Origin of the sequence: Flavobacterium sp. ABG (assembly GCF_001027725.1) — a bacterium.
Lineage (GTDB): Bacteria > Bacteroidota > Bacteroidia > Flavobacteriales > Flavobacteriaceae > Flavobacterium > Flavobacterium cupriresistens.
The window spans coordinates 110,057-128,985 of the sequence record NZ_LEKS01000010.1 but is presented as its reverse complement, the minus strand read 5'-3'; the positions used below and the strand labels follow the sequence as shown (position 1 = coordinate 128,985).

Annotated in this window: 17 protein-coding genes; 10 read left to right on the top strand and 7 right to left on the bottom strand. The window is 34.5% G+C overall.

All coding sequences use genetic code 11. From position 1 onward, the window contains the following. Positions 1–80: 80 nt before the first annotated feature. From serS to AB674_RS12400, 3 genes are all read right to left on the bottom strand, one after another. A complete protein-coding gene (gene serS, locus AB674_RS12410; protein WP_047777014.1) occupies positions 81–1,352 on the bottom strand; it encodes a serine--tRNA ligase in 1,272 nt (423 codons plus the stop codon). Positions 1,353–1,835: 483 nt separating this feature from the next. Next, entirely contained in the window at positions 1,836–2,375 is a 540-nt protein-coding gene (locus AB674_RS12405; RefSeq protein ID WP_047777012.1) for a DUF4375 domain-containing protein, read from the bottom strand. A gap of 132 nt (positions 2,376–2,507) precedes the next feature. Then, the gene (locus tag AB674_RS12400; RefSeq protein ID WP_131701543.1) at positions 2,508–3,002 is read right to left on the bottom strand and encodes a hypothetical protein; all 495 of its coding nucleotides are present in this window, start codon (positions 3,000–3,002) and stop codon (positions 2,508–2,510) included. Between the two features lie 403 nt (positions 3,003–3,405). Here AB674_RS12400 and AB674_RS12395 point away from each other — a divergent pair, with 403 nt between their 5' ends. After that, entirely contained in the window at positions 3,406–4,308 is a 903-nt protein-coding gene (locus tag AB674_RS12395; protein ID WP_047777009.1) for a PhzF family phenazine biosynthesis protein, read from the top strand. A 51-nt stretch (positions 4,309–4,359) separates the two neighbouring features. Here the strand turns inward: AB674_RS12395 and AB674_RS12390 are convergent, their stop codons facing one another. The 4 genes from AB674_RS12390 to AB674_RS22685 form a co-directional block, all read right to left on the bottom strand. Next, positions 4,360–5,916, bottom strand: coding sequence for a patatin-like phospholipase family protein (locus tag AB674_RS12390; protein ID WP_047777007.1), 1,557 nt, complete (start codon positions 5,914–5,916; stop codon positions 4,360–4,362). 25 nt (positions 5,917–5,941) lie between these two features. After that, positions 5,942–6,253 carry a hypothetical protein gene (locus AB674_RS12385; protein ID WP_131701542.1) on the bottom strand — a complete coding sequence of 104 codons (312 nt, stop codon included), beginning with the start codon at positions 6,251–6,253 and terminating at the stop codon, positions 5,942–5,944. Positions 6,254–6,454: 201 nt separating this feature from the next. Then, complete coding sequence (locus tag AB674_RS12380) at positions 6,455–6,682, bottom strand: CDGSH iron-sulfur domain-containing protein (RefSeq protein WP_047777006.1); 228 nt, start codon at positions 6,680–6,682, stop codon at positions 6,455–6,457. A 140-nt stretch (positions 6,683–6,822) separates the two neighbouring features. Next, complete coding sequence (locus tag AB674_RS22685; RefSeq protein WP_131701541.1) at positions 6,823–7,023, bottom strand: hypothetical protein; 201 nt, start codon at positions 7,021–7,023, stop codon at positions 6,823–6,825. A gap of 469 nt (positions 7,024–7,492) precedes the next feature. Between AB674_RS22685 and metG the strand changes: the two genes are divergently transcribed. The 9 genes from metG (at position 7,493) to AB674_RS12330 (ending at position 18,912) form a co-directional block, all read left to right on the top strand. After that, positions 7,493–9,547, top strand: a complete 2,055-nt coding sequence (gene metG, locus AB674_RS12370; protein ID WP_047777003.1) for a methionine--tRNA ligase — start codon at positions 7,493–7,495, stop codon at positions 9,545–9,547. 237 nt (positions 9,548–9,784) lie between these two features. Further along, positions 9,785–10,060, top strand: a complete 276-nt coding sequence (locus tag AB674_RS12365; RefSeq protein WP_047777002.1) for a hypothetical protein — start codon at positions 9,785–9,787, stop codon at positions 10,058–10,060. Positions 10,061–11,028: 968 nt separating this feature from the next. Further along, on the top strand, positions 11,029–12,483 hold the full coding sequence (locus tag AB674_RS12360; RefSeq protein ID WP_047777000.1) for a hypothetical protein: 1,455 nt from the start codon (positions 11,029–11,031) through the stop codon (positions 12,481–12,483). Between the two features lie 140 nt (positions 12,484–12,623). Next, positions 12,624–13,982 carry an AAA family ATPase gene (locus AB674_RS21880; protein ID WP_082210632.1) on the top strand — a complete coding sequence of 453 codons (1,359 nt, stop codon included), beginning with the start codon at positions 12,624–12,626 and terminating at the stop codon, positions 13,980–13,982. After that, positions 13,983–14,672, top strand: a complete 690-nt coding sequence (locus tag AB674_RS12350; RefSeq protein ID WP_047776994.1) for an RloB family protein — start codon at positions 13,983–13,985, stop codon at positions 14,670–14,672. A 20-nt stretch (positions 14,673–14,692) separates the two neighbouring features. Next, the gene (locus tag AB674_RS12345) at positions 14,693–15,577 is read left to right on the top strand and encodes a DMT family transporter (protein ID WP_047776992.1); all 885 of its coding nucleotides are present in this window, start codon (positions 14,693–14,695) and stop codon (positions 15,575–15,577) included. A gap of 600 nt (positions 15,578–16,177) precedes the next feature. Then, positions 16,178–16,885, top strand: a complete 708-nt coding sequence (locus AB674_RS12340) for an HAD family hydrolase (protein ID WP_047776990.1) — start codon at positions 16,178–16,180, stop codon at positions 16,883–16,885. Next, positions 16,885–17,514, top strand: a complete 630-nt coding sequence (locus AB674_RS12335; RefSeq protein WP_047776989.1) for a chloramphenicol acetyltransferase — start codon at positions 16,885–16,887, stop codon at positions 17,512–17,514. Before AB674_RS12340 ends, AB674_RS12335 begins: the two co-directional genes overlap by 1 nt. 45 nt (positions 17,515–17,559) lie before the next feature. Then, a complete protein-coding gene (locus AB674_RS12330) occupies positions 17,560–18,912 on the top strand; it encodes a hypothetical protein (RefSeq protein ID WP_047777103.1) in 1,353 nt (450 codons plus the stop codon). Positions 18,913–18,929: the final 17 nt, after the last annotated feature.

The window sequence follows — 18,929 nt, the reverse complement described above, 5'->3', positions numbered from 1 at the left end:
TTTTGAGTTGTAGTTGCCGTTACTAAATTAAACCTAACAGGTTTTAAAAGCCTGTTAGGTTTGTATTGTAACTATAAAAGTTAATCTATAATGTCAAATCCGCAGTAAGGACGTAATACTTCCGGGATTACGATTCCTTCCGGAGTTTGGTAGTTTTCTAAAATTCCGGCCAAAACTCTAGGTAACGCCAATGAACTTCCGTTAAGTGTATGTGCCAATTGGTTTTTACCGTCTTTGTCTTTGAAACGTAATTTCAAGCGATTGGCCTGAAAAGTTTCGAAGTTAGATACTGAACTGATTTCTAACCAACGATCTTGTGCCGTAGAAAACACCTCAAAATCATACGTCAACGCTGAAGTAAAACCCATATCGCCACCACAAAGACGTAAAACTCTGTAGGGTAATTTCAATTCCTGTAAAATGTTTTTTACATGCTCCACCATTCCGTCAAGCGCTTTATAAGAATTGTCCGGATGCTCGATTCGAACGATTTCTACTTTATCAAATTGGTGCAAACGGTTTAATCCACGAACGTGTGCTCCGTAAGAACCTGCTTCACGACGGAAACATGGTGTGTATGCCGTATGTAAAACCGGTAATTCACTTTCGCTTAAAAGAACATCGCGGAACAAATTGGTCACGGGAACCTCAGCTGTTGGAATCAAATACAAATCATCAATCGTTGAGTGATACATTTGTCCTTCTTTGTCCGGCAATTGTCCTGTTCCGTATCCTGAAGCTTCGTTTACCAAATGAGGTACCTGAACTTCATTATATCCTGCGGCTGTATTTTTATCTAAAAAGTAATTGATTAAAGCACGTTGCAAACGAGCTCCTTTTCCTTTGTAAACCGGAAATCCGGCACCTGTAATTTTTACACCCAATTCGAAATCGATGATATCGTATTTTTTCACTAGATCCCAGTGAGGCTGAGCACCTTCGTGTAAAACCGGAATTTCTCCTTCTTCAAAAACATTCAGATTGTCGTCCGGTGTTTTTCCTTCCGGAACAATATCTGCGGGAAGATTAGGTAATGTGTATAGTTTGTTTGTTAATTCGACAGCCAAAGCTTCTGCTCTTTCGCCTAATTCTTTACTTTTTTCTTTTAAGGAAACTGTTTTTTCTTTTAAGATTGCAGCTTTCGATTTCTCTCCCGCTTTCATCAGTTCACCGATATCTTTGGACAATTTATTAGATTCAGATAAAACATTGTCTAATTCTGCCTGCGCAGCACGACGGTTTTCATCTAATTGCACCACTTCTTCAACAACGCTTTTAGCATCGATATTTCGTTTTGCTAAAGCCTTGATTACTTTCTCCTGATTTTCTCTAATAAATGCGATTTGTAACATAGCTTGATTTTTGTAACTATTTTATTTTTATATAAAGGAAGCAAATTTAAGGAAATGTTTGTTAAGATTAAGGACAAAGTTGTGTGTAAAAGAGAATTTCACGGACTTTCGTAATACTAATGTGGCGATTTACCAAAATTCAGGTTAATTCCACGGAGTTGCACGAAGCTGGCATAGAGATTCGATAAGATTTATATAGGACTCCGTGAGCCACAGTTCTCCAAAAAAGAATTTCGCAGAGTTGCACGAAGCTAACACAGAGATTCGCAAAGATTTATATTAAACTCTGTGTATCTCTGTGTTTTTTCTTTGCGAATCTCTGTGGAACAAAAAACTAAACTCTCTTAATCTCATGAGCCTAAATAATCTAGAAAGAGAATTTCGCAGAGTTGCACAGAGTTAACACAGAGATTCGCAAAGATTTATATTAAACTCTGCGTGCCTCTGTACTTTTTCTTTGCGAATCTCTGTGGAACAAAAAAACTAAGCTCTCTTAATCTCATGCCCCACAAATTCCTCTAAAACTGCAAACATTTCATCTACCGAAAGCACTTCTGTATCGGGATGTGATTTTAGAAATTCCGCATTAAGAGTAACCAGATTTTCTTCTAATTCGAAAAAGGTATCATTGTTTAATAAATCTCTTGTTGGGTTTACACCTTCCAGTTTTCCTTTTAAAAACTTACCAATTTTGACACTGCTTAATAATCGAACTCTTTTAGCCTGTGTTTGAAATAATTCTAAATGTTTTTCAGCACCAATTAAAGCTAGCCCTTCTTCGATCAATTCGTTCAATTCTTTGTTCCAACCCGAGTTGTATACGAATTGTGCAAAATTGCCTTCGGTATATTGTGATGTATAATAATCTAAATAATAACTCATCAGCGCATCTTCGTGAATCAAATCGTCGTCGATTTTTTCCTCGCGCATCAGATTAATTACCGATATATTTGAGTTGATAATATCTTGAGGGCTTGCGCTGTTTGCTGCGGTTTCTGATATAATGATTCTACCGAATTCCATTTGAGTTTTGTTTTAATGGGTTTTGATGCAAATTTCGACTAAAATAATGGAGAAAAGAAAAGTGCTACTAAAAAAAGCAGCAGTAAACTTTTGCTTACTGCTGCTTTTTATCACAATTTTTATTCTTAAAATCTATCTTAGTGCTTTCACGCTAAAGCTACCTTCTGTAACTTCAACCGCTGCTCCGTTTTTAGTTGCAGAAAAATTAAATGTTCCTTCAATTCTTTCGCTATTTATAAGCGTAATATTCATTGTCCCTGATGTCGCATTTACATTACTAAATTCTGGCATAAAGGCAAAATCTACCTGATAAGTTGTTTCAAGCTTTGACAAATCAAGAACAATCGGGTGACTACCTTTTGTTACAATCAAAGGCATCCATAAACCAATACTTTTGTAGGTATTGTCTATTCCTTGACTTCCCTTTATAAGCAAATTTAATGAACTCGATACTCCAGGTTCAAAAGAATAAGAAGTTCCTTTGTATTTGAATTTGATAAATTCTCCTTTTGTTTGAATTTCATCCGGATTCTCTTTTGGAGCGTCATCACTACTACAAGAAGACGATAGAACAAACGCAAAAACAGCGATAGCAAAAAACACAATTTTCTTTAGATTTTTCATCATAAATGGCTTTATTTATTTTTTTTAAGATCGCAAATATATAGATATTTCCTACTCTTAAAGCCAGTACGAGATAAAAATAAAAACTAAAATCCTTAATACTCTGTCAATAGTTCTTTTAGCCCTTTGGTTTTCAAAATCTTGCCCTTTATAACAAGCAGAAGTCTTAGCTTACTCAATCTATACTACTTATTGCTTCGTCGAATTTCAGGAGTGATTTCTCGACTTCGCTCGAAATGACACTTTTACAAACCTTTTATTTTTTGTTATGAAATTTGAAAACCAAAAAGTAAACAAAGTACTACTTTACTTTATCTTATTTACACTATTTTTATGGGCAATAAAAACAATCGCTAACTTGTAGCATTTTATAAAATCAACAAAAATCTATTTAAAAAGAAAATCAATGAGAGCAAAGATCGCTTTAGAATATTATGTTTTAGATGTATTCTCTAATACAAGTTATAAAGGCAATCCATTGTCTGTTGTTTTTACCGATGGTAATTTAGAATTAGAAGTCTATCAAAATATTGCGAAAGAATTTGGCTATTCTGAAACTTCATTTGTTTATTATTCTGCAGAACAAAAAGCGCTGAATGTACGATCGTTTACGCCGATTGGTTTTGAAATTGACGGTGCCGGACACAATCTGCTTGGTGCAGTTTGTGGTGCATTATTAAAAAAAATCCCCATATTTGAAGAACAAGAAGAGCACAATCGTTTTGTGATTATGAAAAATGCTCCGATACCTATAACGGTAAAATTTGATCCCGAAACACACTACCCTATTGTGCAGATGCACCAAAAATCTGCCGTTATTAAACAACAGATACCGACTTATAAAATTGCCATTGCGCTTGGTTTAAAAATAAAAGACTTAGAAATCGACATGTTAGTTCCGACTGTTGTTGAGACAGAGGTTGCACATACAATGGTTCCGTTGAGAAATAGTAAATTACTTAACGAGTGTACTCCAGACAGTAAACTTTTAATAGAAATCTCAAAAGAATATCAATTTGAGGGATTCTATTGTTTCTCTATTTCCGATCAATCTGAGGATCATATTGTTGAAGCACGGTTTTTTAATCCTATTATCGGAATTGAAGAAGATCCCGCTACAGGTACTGCAGCTGGGCCTTTAATTGGTTTTTTAACAAAAAACAGATATGCAGAACCTAATAAAGAATATAAAATCCTGCAAGGTGTCAAACTAAACCAGGCTTCGTTGATTGAGGTTATGGAACGCAAAAATGATATTTTAGTTGGAGGTTCTTCTGTTATTACAATGCGTGGCGAACTGTACATCTAACTACTTATTTCTGCTAAAAAGTCACATTACTATGCGGCTTTTTAGTCCTTTCTAAAATCCTTTATGTTCCACTAGCAACTCCTTTAATTCGTTAGTTTTTATAAAAACCGCAAAACGTCCGGCCAATAACAACATCTCTTTTTCTTCGTTTTTTGTCTTCAACTTTGTTTCCACATGGGAGGCATATTCATACAGCATTAAAACTTCACTCGCCCCAAAATCTTTAAACATATCTTTTCCTAGACTGGATAGAATTACTTCGCCATTTTTGTCTTTTGCAAAACGATCAGTCCCAAACTTTGCAACTAATTGCGTTTTAAAATCCGTTTGTAGTTTCAACCAGTTACTGGCTGTGTCATCCGTGTTTTTTAGTTCTATAACCAAATCTTCATAATCCTGATCTTTCTTCAAATTTGATAAGTAATCCCGTAATGTCGTAAAACCAATCACTTGGTAATTGTTAATTGGTATTTTATACTTCTCCAGCACATTTTCAACATCATTTTCAAAAGTGATGTATCGCGTCTGAACGGTATATAAGGAAGCGGTCTCTAACAACGAAATCAATCTGATTTTTACATCATTTATAAAGGGCTCCTTCTTTCCCTGTCCCAAACAATCTATAAAAAGGGCTTTTTTGTTCTTATCTTCTACTTTGACATCGTCATGAAGTAATTCTATTAGGGTTTGATATCCCATGTTATCAGAAGCCCCGCCATCGATCACACATAGTATTTTGTCCTGACCTTTGATCCCGAATTTTGTTTTGGGAAGCACACCCGGAAAGGCAGAACTAGCCGTAATGGCATACGTCAACGGGAAGTCATAACCATCGTTGATGTTATTTTCATTAAGTGAAATCGTTGCTTTATTGGGAGCCAGTGAAGAATTTATTTTTAAACCTCGAATAATATGCGGCATAAACGGGAAACGCTCCCCATTATTATAGGCCGTTCCGTTGGCAACCAACATTGGCAACTCGGGATTCTGCTTGCTTTCTTTTGGAATAAAAAAATCAGACAAAAGCATTTGAGTTTTAAATTTCTCCGGGTTTTCCGGATTTGAACTGTCAAACTGCAACACCTCCAAATCTAAACGCTGTGACATGGATACTTTTTCCCCTTTTTCGTTTCTGCTATTATTGAGAAGCGAGAAAACATTAGCCGATTTATTTATATCTGATTTGTAAGCGTCTGCTTTAGAAAAATAAAACTCATTAAAACTACAGTTGTCATGATGCAATTTATTTTTCAATATGGTTAAATAATATCCGGCTGAATAACAGCCTCCTGAAACGGTTGAAAAATAGTCTATTTCACTTAAAAAGTTACGCTGCGAATTGCTTTCTTCTATTTCTTCCAGTCCCAAAAGCACCCCCATACTAAAAAACTGTGCTCTGGATCCACCTCCTGAAATTCCGACTCCTAAAGCAATCTTGGGATTTTGAAATCTACTGTCACGATCCTGAACCGATTTGTATTCCTTTAAAGCTACCGAGGGAATTGAATTGTAGTTGATTTCTGAAAAAAGATTTATCTTGTTTTGAGCTATTCCTTTGTTTAGAAAAACAAGAATAAAAAATAATATTTTAACTCTTTTTTGTACCATATCCTATTACAAATAAATTGGTCTTCTATTCCATATCAAATAATCTGAAAATAAACGAAAGTTCGCAAACAATAAATAATGCTACCAAAACAGCATGAAAAACGTTGTTTTGAACTTTTATCACCTCCAAACATAAAACAATATGAACGATAATTCGAAGATAATATTCCTTTCCCTGATATAAAAAATAATGTCTGCCTTTTAATGCGGTATTGATCGTCTCGCCACCAAAACAAATCGCCCGAATTACAAAGAAACAATTATTGCGGGAATAAAAGTAATCTTCATAATCCTTATAATCAGCCAAATCATCCCGATAAAGAATGGCACATAACAAATAAAAAAACAATGCTTTAATTAAACTTATGCTTTACAACCATTAGTTATCAATTTATAATATTATGCAAGCTTTTTATAATCGATTGAAATGCCATGTAAATCAGCAGCTTTTATTGCTCTTTCAAAAAACAAATACATAAAAAAAACCGCATCAGTAATGCGGTTTTCCTATATTTTAAATAAACTAAAAATCAAATTCTTAATTCGTTTTCATTGGTGGCAAATCGAATGCAATTGAATCGTGTTCGAAATTATTACGGTGTCCACCGTCACAAAAAGGTTTGTTTGCTGATAATCCGCAACGGCAAAGACCTAATGCAGCTCTTCCTTGTAATCCGTATACTGTTCCTTCCGGGTCCATTATTTCGAAATCACCTTCTATCTTAATAGATCCGTTTTTATTGATGATTAATTTAGTCTTGCTCATAAAATTGCTTTGTTTTTTCAACAAAGATTGCAAAATATATTGCGAAGGATTTGCAAGAACTGGAGGTTTTTTAGTTCAAAGAGGCTAGTTTAAATTAAGTCTATTTAAACGAACGTTTTTCAACTTAAAAACAAAAGAATTTATTGGTTATTAGCCTCGTCATCTTTCTTTTTCTGATTCATTTTTGTTACCAGCTCTTTCAATCGCAAGGCTCTTTCTCTTTTTTCTTCCTGAAGCTTAGCCTTTTTCCGATTTAGCAATTTGGTATGTAAAGCCTTGTTTTTGGTGTTTTTTTCGGGTCCTTTTGCCATGATTTCTACTCTTAGTAATTGCGTTTGCAAATATACGGTTTTTGGGGTTTGTGAGTTGGGGAGAAATCGGGGCTTCGACTTCGCTCAGCCTGACAATTCGACTTCGCTTAGCCTGACTGTTCGGCTTTCCTTAGACTTACAAAACATCTTCTCTGCAAAGGTCTATGTTTTTACAACGAATCTCGCTGATAGCTAAAATCTCGCAAAGTCGCAGAGACGCAAAGAAAAAGACTCCAAACTTTACCCCCAAACCAAAAAAAAACTTTGCGACTCCGCGACTTTGCGAGATTAATTCAAAAGACAAAACTTCACCCCATTTTTTAAAAGAAACACAAAACCAAAAAAACTTTGCGACTCCGCGACTTTGCGAGATTAATTCAAAACGCTTAAAAAACACCAAACATCTCCTCTCTAAAATTCTGTCTTTTCATACCGAATCTCAGTGACATACTAAAATCTCGATTCTATTGCTTATTTTTGCACCCAATAAAATTGAGTTATGATACAGAATCCAAAGAGATATACTATTACAGCTGCATTGCCTTATACCAACGGACCTATTCACATTGGGCATTTGGCGGGGGTTTACGTGCCTGCAGATATTTATTCAAGATATTTACGCTTACAAGGAAAAGATGTTGCTTTTATTTGCGGAAGTGATGAACATGGTGTTGCCATTTCGATGAAAGCTAAAAAAGAAGGAATTACACCGCAGGAAGTTATTGATAAATACGACGGAATTATCAGAAAATCATTTGCTGATTTCGGAATTTCGTTTGATAATTATTCCAGAACTTCTGCTAAAATTCATCATGATACCGCTTCGGAATTCTTTAGAACGTTGTATGATAAAGGCGATTTTATTGAAGAAGTTACAGAACAATTGTACGATGCAAAAGCCAATCAGTTTTTGGCAGATCGTTTTGTAGTTGGAACGTGCCCAAAATGTGGTAACGAAGAAGCCTACGGCGATCAGTGCGAAAAATGTGGCTCTACGCTAAATGCAACCGATTTAATCAATCCTAAATCAACGATTACAGGAGAAACTCCGATTCTGAAATCAACAAAACACTGGTTTTTACCTTTAGATCGATATACTGAATTCTTGCAGGAATGGATTTTGGTTGGACATAAAAACGATTGGAAACCGAATGTTTACGGACAGGTTAAATCCTGGGTAGACGGTGGATTAGAACCTCGTGCAGTAACGCGTGACTTAGACTGGGGAATTGATGTTCCGGTTGAAGGTGCTGAAGGCAAAAAACTATACGTTTGGTTTGATGCTCCTATCGGATACATTTCGTCGACCAAAGAATGGGCGGCACGTGAAGGAAAAGACTGGGAACCGTATTGGAAGGATGAAGACACAAAATTGGTGCACTTTATCGGAAAAGACAATATCGTTTTTCACTGTATCATTTTCCCTGCGATGTTAAAAGCAGAAGGAAGTTATATTTTACCGGACAATGTACCTGCAAATGAGTTTTTGAATTTGGAAGGAAATAAACTTTCGACTTCTAAAAACTGGGCCGTATGGTTACACGAATATTTAGAAGAATTCCCGGAAAAACAAGACGTTTTGCGTTATGCATTGACTTCTAACGCTCCGGAAACAAAGGATAATGATTTTACCTGGAAAGATTTTCAGGCAAGAAACAATAATGAATTAGTTGCTATTTTCGGAAACTTCATTAATCGTGTGGTTGTTTTAACGAACAAATACTACGACGGATTTATTCCGACGCCAAATGAATTTACAGAAATTGACGAAGCAACTTTAGCAGAATTAAAAGCCTACCCAGCCGTGATTTCAAGCTCAGTTGAGCGTTACAGATTCCGTGAAGCTTTAGGTGAATTGATGAATGTGGCTCGTTTAGGAAATAAATATCTGGCCGACGAAGAGCCTTGGAAAGTAATAAAAGACAATCCGGAGCGTGTAAAAACTCAAATGTATGTAGCCTTGCAAATCGCAGCAGCGCTAAGCATTTTGGCAGAACCATTTTTACCTTTTACAGCTACAAAACTTTCTAAAATACTAAACATCAAAGACCTAAATTGGAATTTGGAATTTAACGATTGGAATTTATTCCCAACAGGACATAAAATTGGTGAAGCTGAATTACTTTTCGCTAAAATAGAAGACGAAGAAATACAAAAACAAATAGATAAATTGGAAGCTACCAAAACGGCTAATATCGCTGAGAACAAAAAGGCTGAACCACAGAAAGATTTAATTCAGTTTGAAGATTTCGCTAAAATGGACATTCGCGTAGGAACGATCCTTGAGGCTGAAAAAATGCCAAAAGCCAACAAACTTTTAGTGCTTAAAGTAGACACAGGAATTGACGTTCGTACGATTGTTTCGGGAATTGCAGAAAGCTTCACTCCTGAAGAAATTATCGGAAAACGCGTTTCTGTTCTGGCCAATTTAGCACCTAGAGCATTACGTGGTGTAGAAAGTCAGGGAATGATTCTAATGACTACAAATGCAGAAGGCAAATTGGTTTTCATTAATCCGGATGCTGATGCTCCGAATGGTGAAACGGTAAATTAGGCCTCTACAGATATAAATAATTAAAGGAATTTCCTACTTATTAAACAGTCAAATCGATATTTATTAATACTTTTGTATCGACTAAATATCTTACAAAACTTTCAATAAATTTTATTAAAAGTTAACATAAGCGAACCCTTGCCATGGTGCGGGAGCAGGAAACTGCCCTAAATCTATCTTTCGAGATATTTAGTCACACCTAAAGCGAGGGTTTCGTACGTTTTAAATTTTTCGATTATGACTAAAGAAAATCAAAACACATCGCATCAAGATGTAATGCTATCCGTAGCAAATTTCCTTTCAGAACTTTGGTTCGAAGGAGAATTTAAAGATCAACCAGAATACCTAGCCGAAATCTTCGACATGATTCTGGAAACCGAAATGGGTAATAACCTCGAGCTAAGAGCTAAGATGAAATGCTGTCTAAAAACCAGTCGCATGTTAGCAAAAGCGTTGGAACCATTTTCGGAGCAACAAATTGAGCAGGCTTGTAATCAAATTATGAATGCCTAGCGACTAAAGCAAAACGCGTGAAACTACCAATAGATTCGCGCGTTTTATTTTTTACACCAATAATTAATTGTCTAAAAAAAGGATCAATTTCAAAAACTGTGGAGAACTAAAAAATTGGATGTAAAAATTTAGTTTATTAAAAAAAACCTCGTTTTGTCATTTCGACGAAGGAGAAATCACACGCGTAACTCGACAAAGATTGGCGATTTTCTATGTGGAATTTCTGGTGTGATTTCTCCTTCGTCGAAATGACAGAATTACAGGAAATAACCATTAAACTTACGTTTAAAATTAACATAAACAGCTCCCTCGCCATGATGTCCCTACGGAAACACGGGAAATCTGCCCATATGGGTATTTTGTCACATCTAAAGCGAGGGTTTCGTTCGTTTAAATTTAACATAAACACTCCCTCGTCATGATGGCCCTACGGAAACACGAGAAACCTACTCATGTGAGTATTTTTGCACATCTAAAGCGAGGGTTTCTTGTATCTATTATTTCCGATTGCACAAACGTTGCTAGTTAATTATTCTTTTTCCATTTGTTGCTATTTGAATAGCCTCCTGCTTTAGCTGGAGGTACATTGATTGAGAGATGAGCAATTGGCTTTAGCCAAAAGAAGCTGGATATATTTTGGCTAAAGCCATTTAATGTTTAATCTTAACTATATTCCTCCAGCTAGAGCACAATGTCATTAAGTTAAGAGATTTTTTCACGCGGATTTTGCGGATTTTTTTTATTACATTCTGCTAAAATCTGCAGAATCTACGTGAGACTTTTTTTAAGCGATCCTTAACTTAATGACATTGAGCTAAAGCTAGGAGGCTATTCAAAATGATATTTTCGCAAGAAAGCGTATGAAACTTACTTAACAGATTCGCATATTTAACAGTAGCTCAAACAATTAACATTCAACATAACCCTTTTTTTGTCAGAAAATCAAGATATTTGCAAAAAACTATATCATGATCAAAAAAATACTGTTCATCTGTTTGACATTAAACAGTATGACTTCTTTTTCTCAGGACATCGTGAGCTCAACTCCGCTTACTTTAAAAAAGAATCTCAATATTTTTCCGTCTGTAAACAATGATACCAAAGAAGTTACTTTGTTTCTAAGCGACAAGACAAATGTAAAAGCTATTCAGCTTAATGAAAAAATGCAAATCACAGATAGTATTTCTACAGCAAAACCTGATGCAAAAAAATACGACTTTATGATTGGCTACAATAGAAGCAGCAACAATACGAGACTCTTTTGGTCTTCTGATGACTATAAAAATATCTTTGCTCAGTTGTATGATTTCACTAGTCGCAAAATCACTACCAAAGAATATACTTTAGCATTAAAAAACGAAAAAGTTTTGCAAAAGTTCAGCGAAAATGACAACTTTTATATTCTGACTGTACTAAAAAACAGTAATAGTCTAAAACTTCACATCTTTGACAAACAAGGCAATTACATCGAAAAAGTTATTGATCTGGAAGGATTTCATTTTTTCAAAAGCAAATATGTAAAGTCTGATTTATATGGTGTGTTGGAACAAAATTTACTACCTGCCGAAGCCCCTTTTTCATTACAGAACATCAATACTGAAAACCCTGTTTCGTTAAACGATAGTTCGAAAAAGAGAAAGTGTTATTTTAGCAAAAACCAACTCGTTATAACAATTGACCTGAATGTAAATTTCACACAAGTCATTGTAATTAATCTGGAGAAATATTCTGCCGTTGAAAAGATTATTAAATCTCCACCTATTTCTGATATAAGCAGTTCAGGATTTTCGATCTACATCAACTCAAATTCTTTCTATTTTGACCATAAAATATACCAGACAAAATCTTCGTCTGATATCCTTCATTTTACTATAAACGATTTAGACGGCAATCTGCTACAGCAATATACTGCTACGGAAGATAAACCAATTGAGTTTAAAAATTCAGAGATTTCTCAGGAAGGCAATGAGTTCTTTGGTGGCAAAAAAACGCTCGAAACTTCTTCTCAATTTATTAGAAAAACAACTAATCTAAATTCAGCTCTTGCGTGTTATCGCCTTGGTGATACTACTTTAATAACTTTCGGAGGTGTTTCTGCAGGATCTCAGCAATCAGGCGGACAATCTGTAATGAACCAATTTGGATTTATTGGTTCTTTAATCGGATCTTTCGCATTTAATCCTACTATGGAGAGTTTTAACGCTTATTCTAACCGAAAAGTGGTTAAAATGGAAGGTCTTTTCGATAAAGAAGGAAAACACGTAAAAGGAGATTTGCAACCATTGGCATTTGATAAAATCAGAACTTTTCTCGACAAAGACAATGATGTTTCATCTCAGACACTATTTAAAACAGATGCCTATTATTTTGGTTACTACGATACCAAAACAAAAGAATACATCATTAGAAAATTTGTAGACTAGAAAAACAGTAGTCTACAATTACAAAAGTCACCTTAGATTAGTTAATATTTTCGAAAAAATCGATAACTATTTTTTTTCACGCTATTATATTTGTTATTTTACATTATAAATTTAATTTTTAACGAAAAAATCGTAAAACCATGCTAATCCGATTTGTTGTCAGTAATTTTATGTCTTTTAAGGATGAGACAGAATTTAACATGCTTCCCGCAAAAGGAAATGGCTCTCGTCAGCTTACAAATCATATAAAAAAAACTAAATCCGGTGTTGAAGTTTTAAAAACTGCAGCAATCTATGGAGCTAATGCTGCAGGTAAAAGTAATTTAGTAAGAGCAATTGCATTTTTAAAATCTATTGTTGTAAACGATGCTGACCTATTAGTCCCACAAAGCAAAAGATTCAGGCTAGACAAAACCTATCTCGACAAACCTTCAACTTTTAGAATTGAATGTGAGTATCAAGGAATTCATTTTGATTATGCTGTGGAGATTTTTAAAGGAAAAATAAAAGAAGAGTGGCTTTATTTAATAAGTTCGGTAAAAAACAACAAAGAAGAACTGTTATTTAAAAGAATTGACAAAGAAGTTGAATTTGGAGAATACTTCGAAAACAAAAATGACATACTATTTGCTAAAAAGTTCTTAAAAAAGCAACTCAAAGAGAATGAAACTGTTTTAAATAACTGCTATTTACTTTTGGAGAGTAATAATGTTCTAGATAAAATCTGTCTAGCCTTTACAAAATTTCATTTAGTTTATCCAGATTCTATAGATATTGATTTCACTAAATCTGTTTTATTAGGAAACAAAAAACTAGACTTTACGAATAAAATACTTGTAAACAGCAAAACAGGAATTGAAAAAATTGTACTTCGAAAAATAGAATCCGATACGTTTTTTGGTTTAGATGATATTGACACAAAAAATAACCTTATTGATATCTTAGAATCTCAAAATAACAATGAAACAACAAAGGAAAAAGCAATTGTATTTACCTATAGAGATAATGATTATAGCTTTGTAAAAGAAAACAATGAATATTTTGTTCTCATATTATGTACCAAACACGAAAATTCAAATGCAACATTTGATTTTGATGAAGAATCCGACGGTACAAATCGTCTATTTGAACTTGCTCCTGCCTTTGAAGAATTATTGCATGAAGATGATTTTGTATATATTATCGACGAATTAGAAAGAAGTATGCATCCACTATTAGCAAAAGAACTCTTAAGAACATATTCATTAAACTCAAAAACCAACAGTCAATTAATCTTCACTACTCATGAAAGTCATTTATTAGATGACAGTTTACTGCGCAGAGATGAAATATGGTTTACAGAGAAAAGATCCGACGGAAGTACTGAATTCTATCCTTTAAGCAACTTTAATCCAAGAGGTGATAAGGTTTTAGAAAGAGGTTATTTGGAAGGAAGATATGGTGGAATTCCTTTCTTAGGCAATTTCTCTAATTTAACTTTTGACGAAAATCTTGTTTAGATGGAGCGTAAGAGATATACATTAGATGATTACAATAAGAAAGAATCATTTAAAGATGCAACCCGATTCTTCATTGTTTATGAAGGGGAGGACAAAGAACCAAAATATTTCGGAACGTTTAATAACATACATCTTGAACCTAAAAAAGCAAGCATTTTGCATGTCTTTGAGAAAGATACTAAAATTAAGGGATCGCAGCCTAAAAAATTAATAGAGAGAGCAAAATCTTTTATTGAGAATCCACCTAAGAGCTTGTCAGTAACTCCTTCTCCAGAGGATAAATTTAGATTTGTACTTGATGTCGATCAACATCCGAAAGAAGAATTTCCTGAATTAAAAGAATACTGTAGTAGTCTATTAGATGCCAACTTATTTATCAGCAACTATTGCTTTGAAATTTGGCTATTGTTTCATTTGGAAGATCAAGAAAATTTATTGTGCAAAAACAGTAAAACAGCAAAAACTGAACTTGGAAAAAAGCATACCGAATCTAAACTAAAAAATTATCCTAAAGGTTATTTATCTTCTGAGTACATTTTAAAAGCAATTGAAAGAGCAGAAAAAGTAGATTTAAACCCAGACGATTATTTTCCTGAAGAAAAATCTACTAAAGTATATTTATTAATGAAAGAACTTCTACAATATTCCACAATAAACAAAGAAGTAATTAATCCTAAAATAATTAAATAAATTAAGTTGCCCGAATCAAAATGAAAATAACAAAACCAAGATTAGCTTTAATCGGCGGAATACTTTGTATTTCGATTTTCCCGATATTGGTAAAATTACGTTTAGCACCGGGATTAATTTCGGCTTTTTACCGAATGTTTTTTGCGGTCATTTTGCTTTTACCGTATGTGCTTTTGAGTAAAAATTTTAAAATGCCAACTTTAAGATTCACTCTTTTGGCGGCACTTTGTGGTGTTTTATTCTCTTCGGATGTTGCCGTTTGGAACATCGCCATTCAGGATTCAAGTGCCACACAGGCTTCGTTACTAACCAACTTGTCCCCGCTTTGGGTTGGAATTGGTTCTTTTTTCTTTTTGAATACGAAACCCGCCACAAACTTCTGGATCGGAACAGCTGTCTCCTTATTCGGAATGGTAACTTTGGTTGGTTTTGGTTTTTTCATGGAATTAAACTTCGATCAGGCTTTTCTGTTTGCAGTGCTATCCGGAATCCTTTATTCGATTTATCTGTTAGTCAGCAAAAATGTACTTTCTCATGTTGATGTTTTATCCTTTATGACCATTAGTTTGTTGGCCTCCAGCATTTATTTGGGAATTCTTTGTTATTCGCTGGATCAGCCTTTTACAGGATTCTCTGATATGGGTTGGTTTGTATTGGTGCTTCAGGCTGTAATTTGTCAATTGTGTGCCTGGCTTTCGATAAGTTACGCTACGCAACACATGCGTGCAACGAGGGTTTCGTTAAGTTTATTGAGTCAGGCTGTAATTACTTCGATATTAGCTTGGTTGTTTTTGGAAGAACAAATAACTTTACAAATGGTTTTTGGCGGAATCATTTTGCTTTTCGGAATCAGAATCACGTTTTATGATAAGACCATTTCGTTGAAAAAGGTTTTTTCTAAGTAACATTTGTGAAATTGCGGTCTGAAAATTGCACTCGGATTTTGCGGATTAAACGGATTTACGCGGATTCTTTTTTTTATTTGAATTGAAACTATTTGCGAACTTGGGGTGGGAAATTCACACACCGATTTTACTGATTAAGCAGGTTAACACTGATTTTTTTGAATTTGAATTGTAAAAAATCACTTTAATCAGTGGCAAAAAAAATAGCACGCAGATTTAGCCGATTAAGCAGATTTATTTGAAAATCTTTTGAATCATTTTAATCTTTGGCAAAAAAATTAGCTGACAAATGAAACGAATCAAACAGATTTGAACAAATAATTCGTCAATTCGTGGCAAAAAAATAGCACGCAGATTTAGCAGATTTATTTGAAAATCTTTGGAATCATTTTAATCTGTAGCAAAAAAAGCACGCAGATCGAGCTGATCGAACAGATGTATTTAAAATCATTTTAATCGGCGGCAAAACCTGAAACAAAAAAAACCTGAAACAAAAAAACACGCAGATATAGCTAACCGAGCAGATATATTCAAAATCATTTTAGTCGGCGGCAAAACCTGAAACAAAAAAAACCTGAAACAAAAAAAAACACCTCCCTTATGTTACATAAAAACAAAATTCCAAATTTAAAAGTAATCGCCTTTGATGCCGATGATACTTTGTTTGTTAATGAACCTTACTTTCAGGAAACCGAACATAAATTCTGTGCTTTGATGGAAGATTATCTTTCACACCAAGGCATTTCGCAGGAATTGTTTAAAATAGAAATTCAAAACTTACCTTTATACGGTTACGGAATCAAAGGTTATATTCTTTCGATGATTGAAGCGGCGATGATCATTTCAAACAATACCATTCCGGTTGAGGTAATTCAGAAAATTATTCAATATGGGAAAGAATTACTCGAGAAACCCATTGAACTTCTGGACGGAATCGAAGAAACACTAGAGGCATTGCACGGCAAATACAAATTGGTAGTAGCCACAAAAGGAGATTTAAAAGACCAACACAGCAAATTGCATCGCTCGGGATTAGGTCATTATTTTCACCATATCGAAGTAATGTCAGACAAACAACAAATTGATTACGAGAAATTATTAGGTCGTTTGGACATTCAGTCTCATGAATTTCTGATGATTGGAAACTCTCTAAAATCAGATGTATTGCCTGTACTGGAAATTGGCGGTTATGCCGTACATATTCCTTTTCATACCACTTGGGAACACGAAAAAATCAATCATAAAGTAGAACACCAACATTTTAGCTCCTTCGAAAAAATAACCGAAGTGCTTAATAATTTATTGTAATGAAAACACTTTTAGACCTCGAAAATTGGAACAGAAAAGAACATTTTGCCCATTTTAAACAAATGGAAGAACCCTTCTTTGGCGCGACTGTTGAGATTGACTGTACCAAAGCCTATCAAACCGCTAAAGACCTGAATACTTCTTTTTTTATCTTTTACTTACATAAAACTTTGGTTGCTGTAAATGCAATTGAGAATTTTAGATATCGAATCTCAGAAGACAAAATCTACATTTACGATCGTATTGATGCTTCGGCAACAATTGGTCGCGAAGATGGGACTTTTGGGTTTTCTTTAATGGAGTATCATCCTGATTTCAAAATTTTTGAGCAAAATGCTTTAGCAGAAGTCAAACGCGTTCAAAATACAACTGGAATTTATACCCGTGAATTTAAAGACGATAATGTCATTCATTTTTCGGCAATACCGTGGTTAAATTTCACTTCGCTTACCCATGCCCGCAGTTTCACCTATCCCGACAGTTGCCCTAAAGTTTCTTTTGGGAAAATGATGACGGCAGAAACAGGAAAAAGAACCATTTCGATGGCTGTTTATGTGCATCATGGCCTAATGGATGGTTTACACTTGGGGCAGTTTGTTGACTATTTTCAGGAGTTAATGAATTCCTAAACAAAATAAAGTCCGCGATTTTGAATTGATTCTATTCTAAAAAATATGAGAAAAATAATTCTGTTTTTAGCCGTAATGTACCAATCTATGGTATTAAGCCAGACTGTACTGGCTTCTTATTCGCTGGAATTAAAAAAGATACGGGAAAACGATCAGATCTTAAATTTTGAAAACGCTGTAACACACGAAGTATTTGTCTTTGTGGCATCACAGGGAAATTTTACGATTTTAAAATACAACAGCGCCCTTTTTCTAAGAGATCAATTTGCCGGTGCAATGACCTATTATGAAAAAAGGTCTTTGCTTGGCTACAGCTTTGGTGAAGACGGAAATCCAAGTTTGTATTGGTACTCAGAAGAACTGAAAGACATTATAATTGTCAAATATTATTTTGAAGACAAAACAGTTAAGGCTTTGAAGTTTAATTTTCCTGCAAAGATTCAGCCCATTGTTACCCAATATCAAAAAGACAATGCATTTAATCTGTTAACCCAACATAAAACAGAGCCAAAACTAATTCTATACGTCTTCAAGAATGGAACTGTGGAAGAAAGGGAACTTGATTTTTCTCCTTTTACCTTCAAAGACCGAAAAACACAATCCAGAACGTTCAATCAGATTCTTACCGAAAACCCTATTGAAAAAATGGAATCCGGTGAATACAATCCTTTGTTTAAAACCGTTAGTAAAACCAAATTGTATTTATTGCCGCAACGTCTCATCCTGACTTTGGACCAGAATGTTACCAACACACAATTGTTCAACATTAATTTGACTAGTCTGGACATAAAAGAGAAGAATTTCCTGCAGCCTCCTGCTAAAAAATGGGCCAGATCCTCTAACTCTTTTTATCACGAGAACAAACTATACCAAATTAACACAACAGAAGATGAATTTTTGTTTGATATAAAAGATCTTGACTCGGAACAAGTATTAAAGAGCATTGTTGTTTCGAAAAATGACACGATACGTTTCAAAAATTCTCCTTTGTTAATTCAAAGAGACATCTATAGTCCGAAAGAATTAAAAAACACGGCTAAATTTCTACAACACCTGGCTACTTTAGACATCGGGTTATCTGTTTTTAAAAACAAAACGAATCTGTTTATCACTTTCGGAGGGATCAATAAACCAAGCTATCAGAGTTTTGATGGGTTTTCTTATCCGGATATTCAAACCAAAACTGTATACTTTGAAAGTATCTGGGATAAAAAATTGGGGTATACCACAGAGCAACAGCAGCCTCTTGCAGCCGATAAAATCAATTTATTTGTAGACAAACATGATGAAGTTTCGTTTCAAAGTATCATAAAGTTTAAAGATTATTTCATTCTGGGTTATTATGATACGGATACCAAAGAATATAAAATGCTTAAATTTACAGACGGCTATAATTGAAACCAAAACGAAGTCTT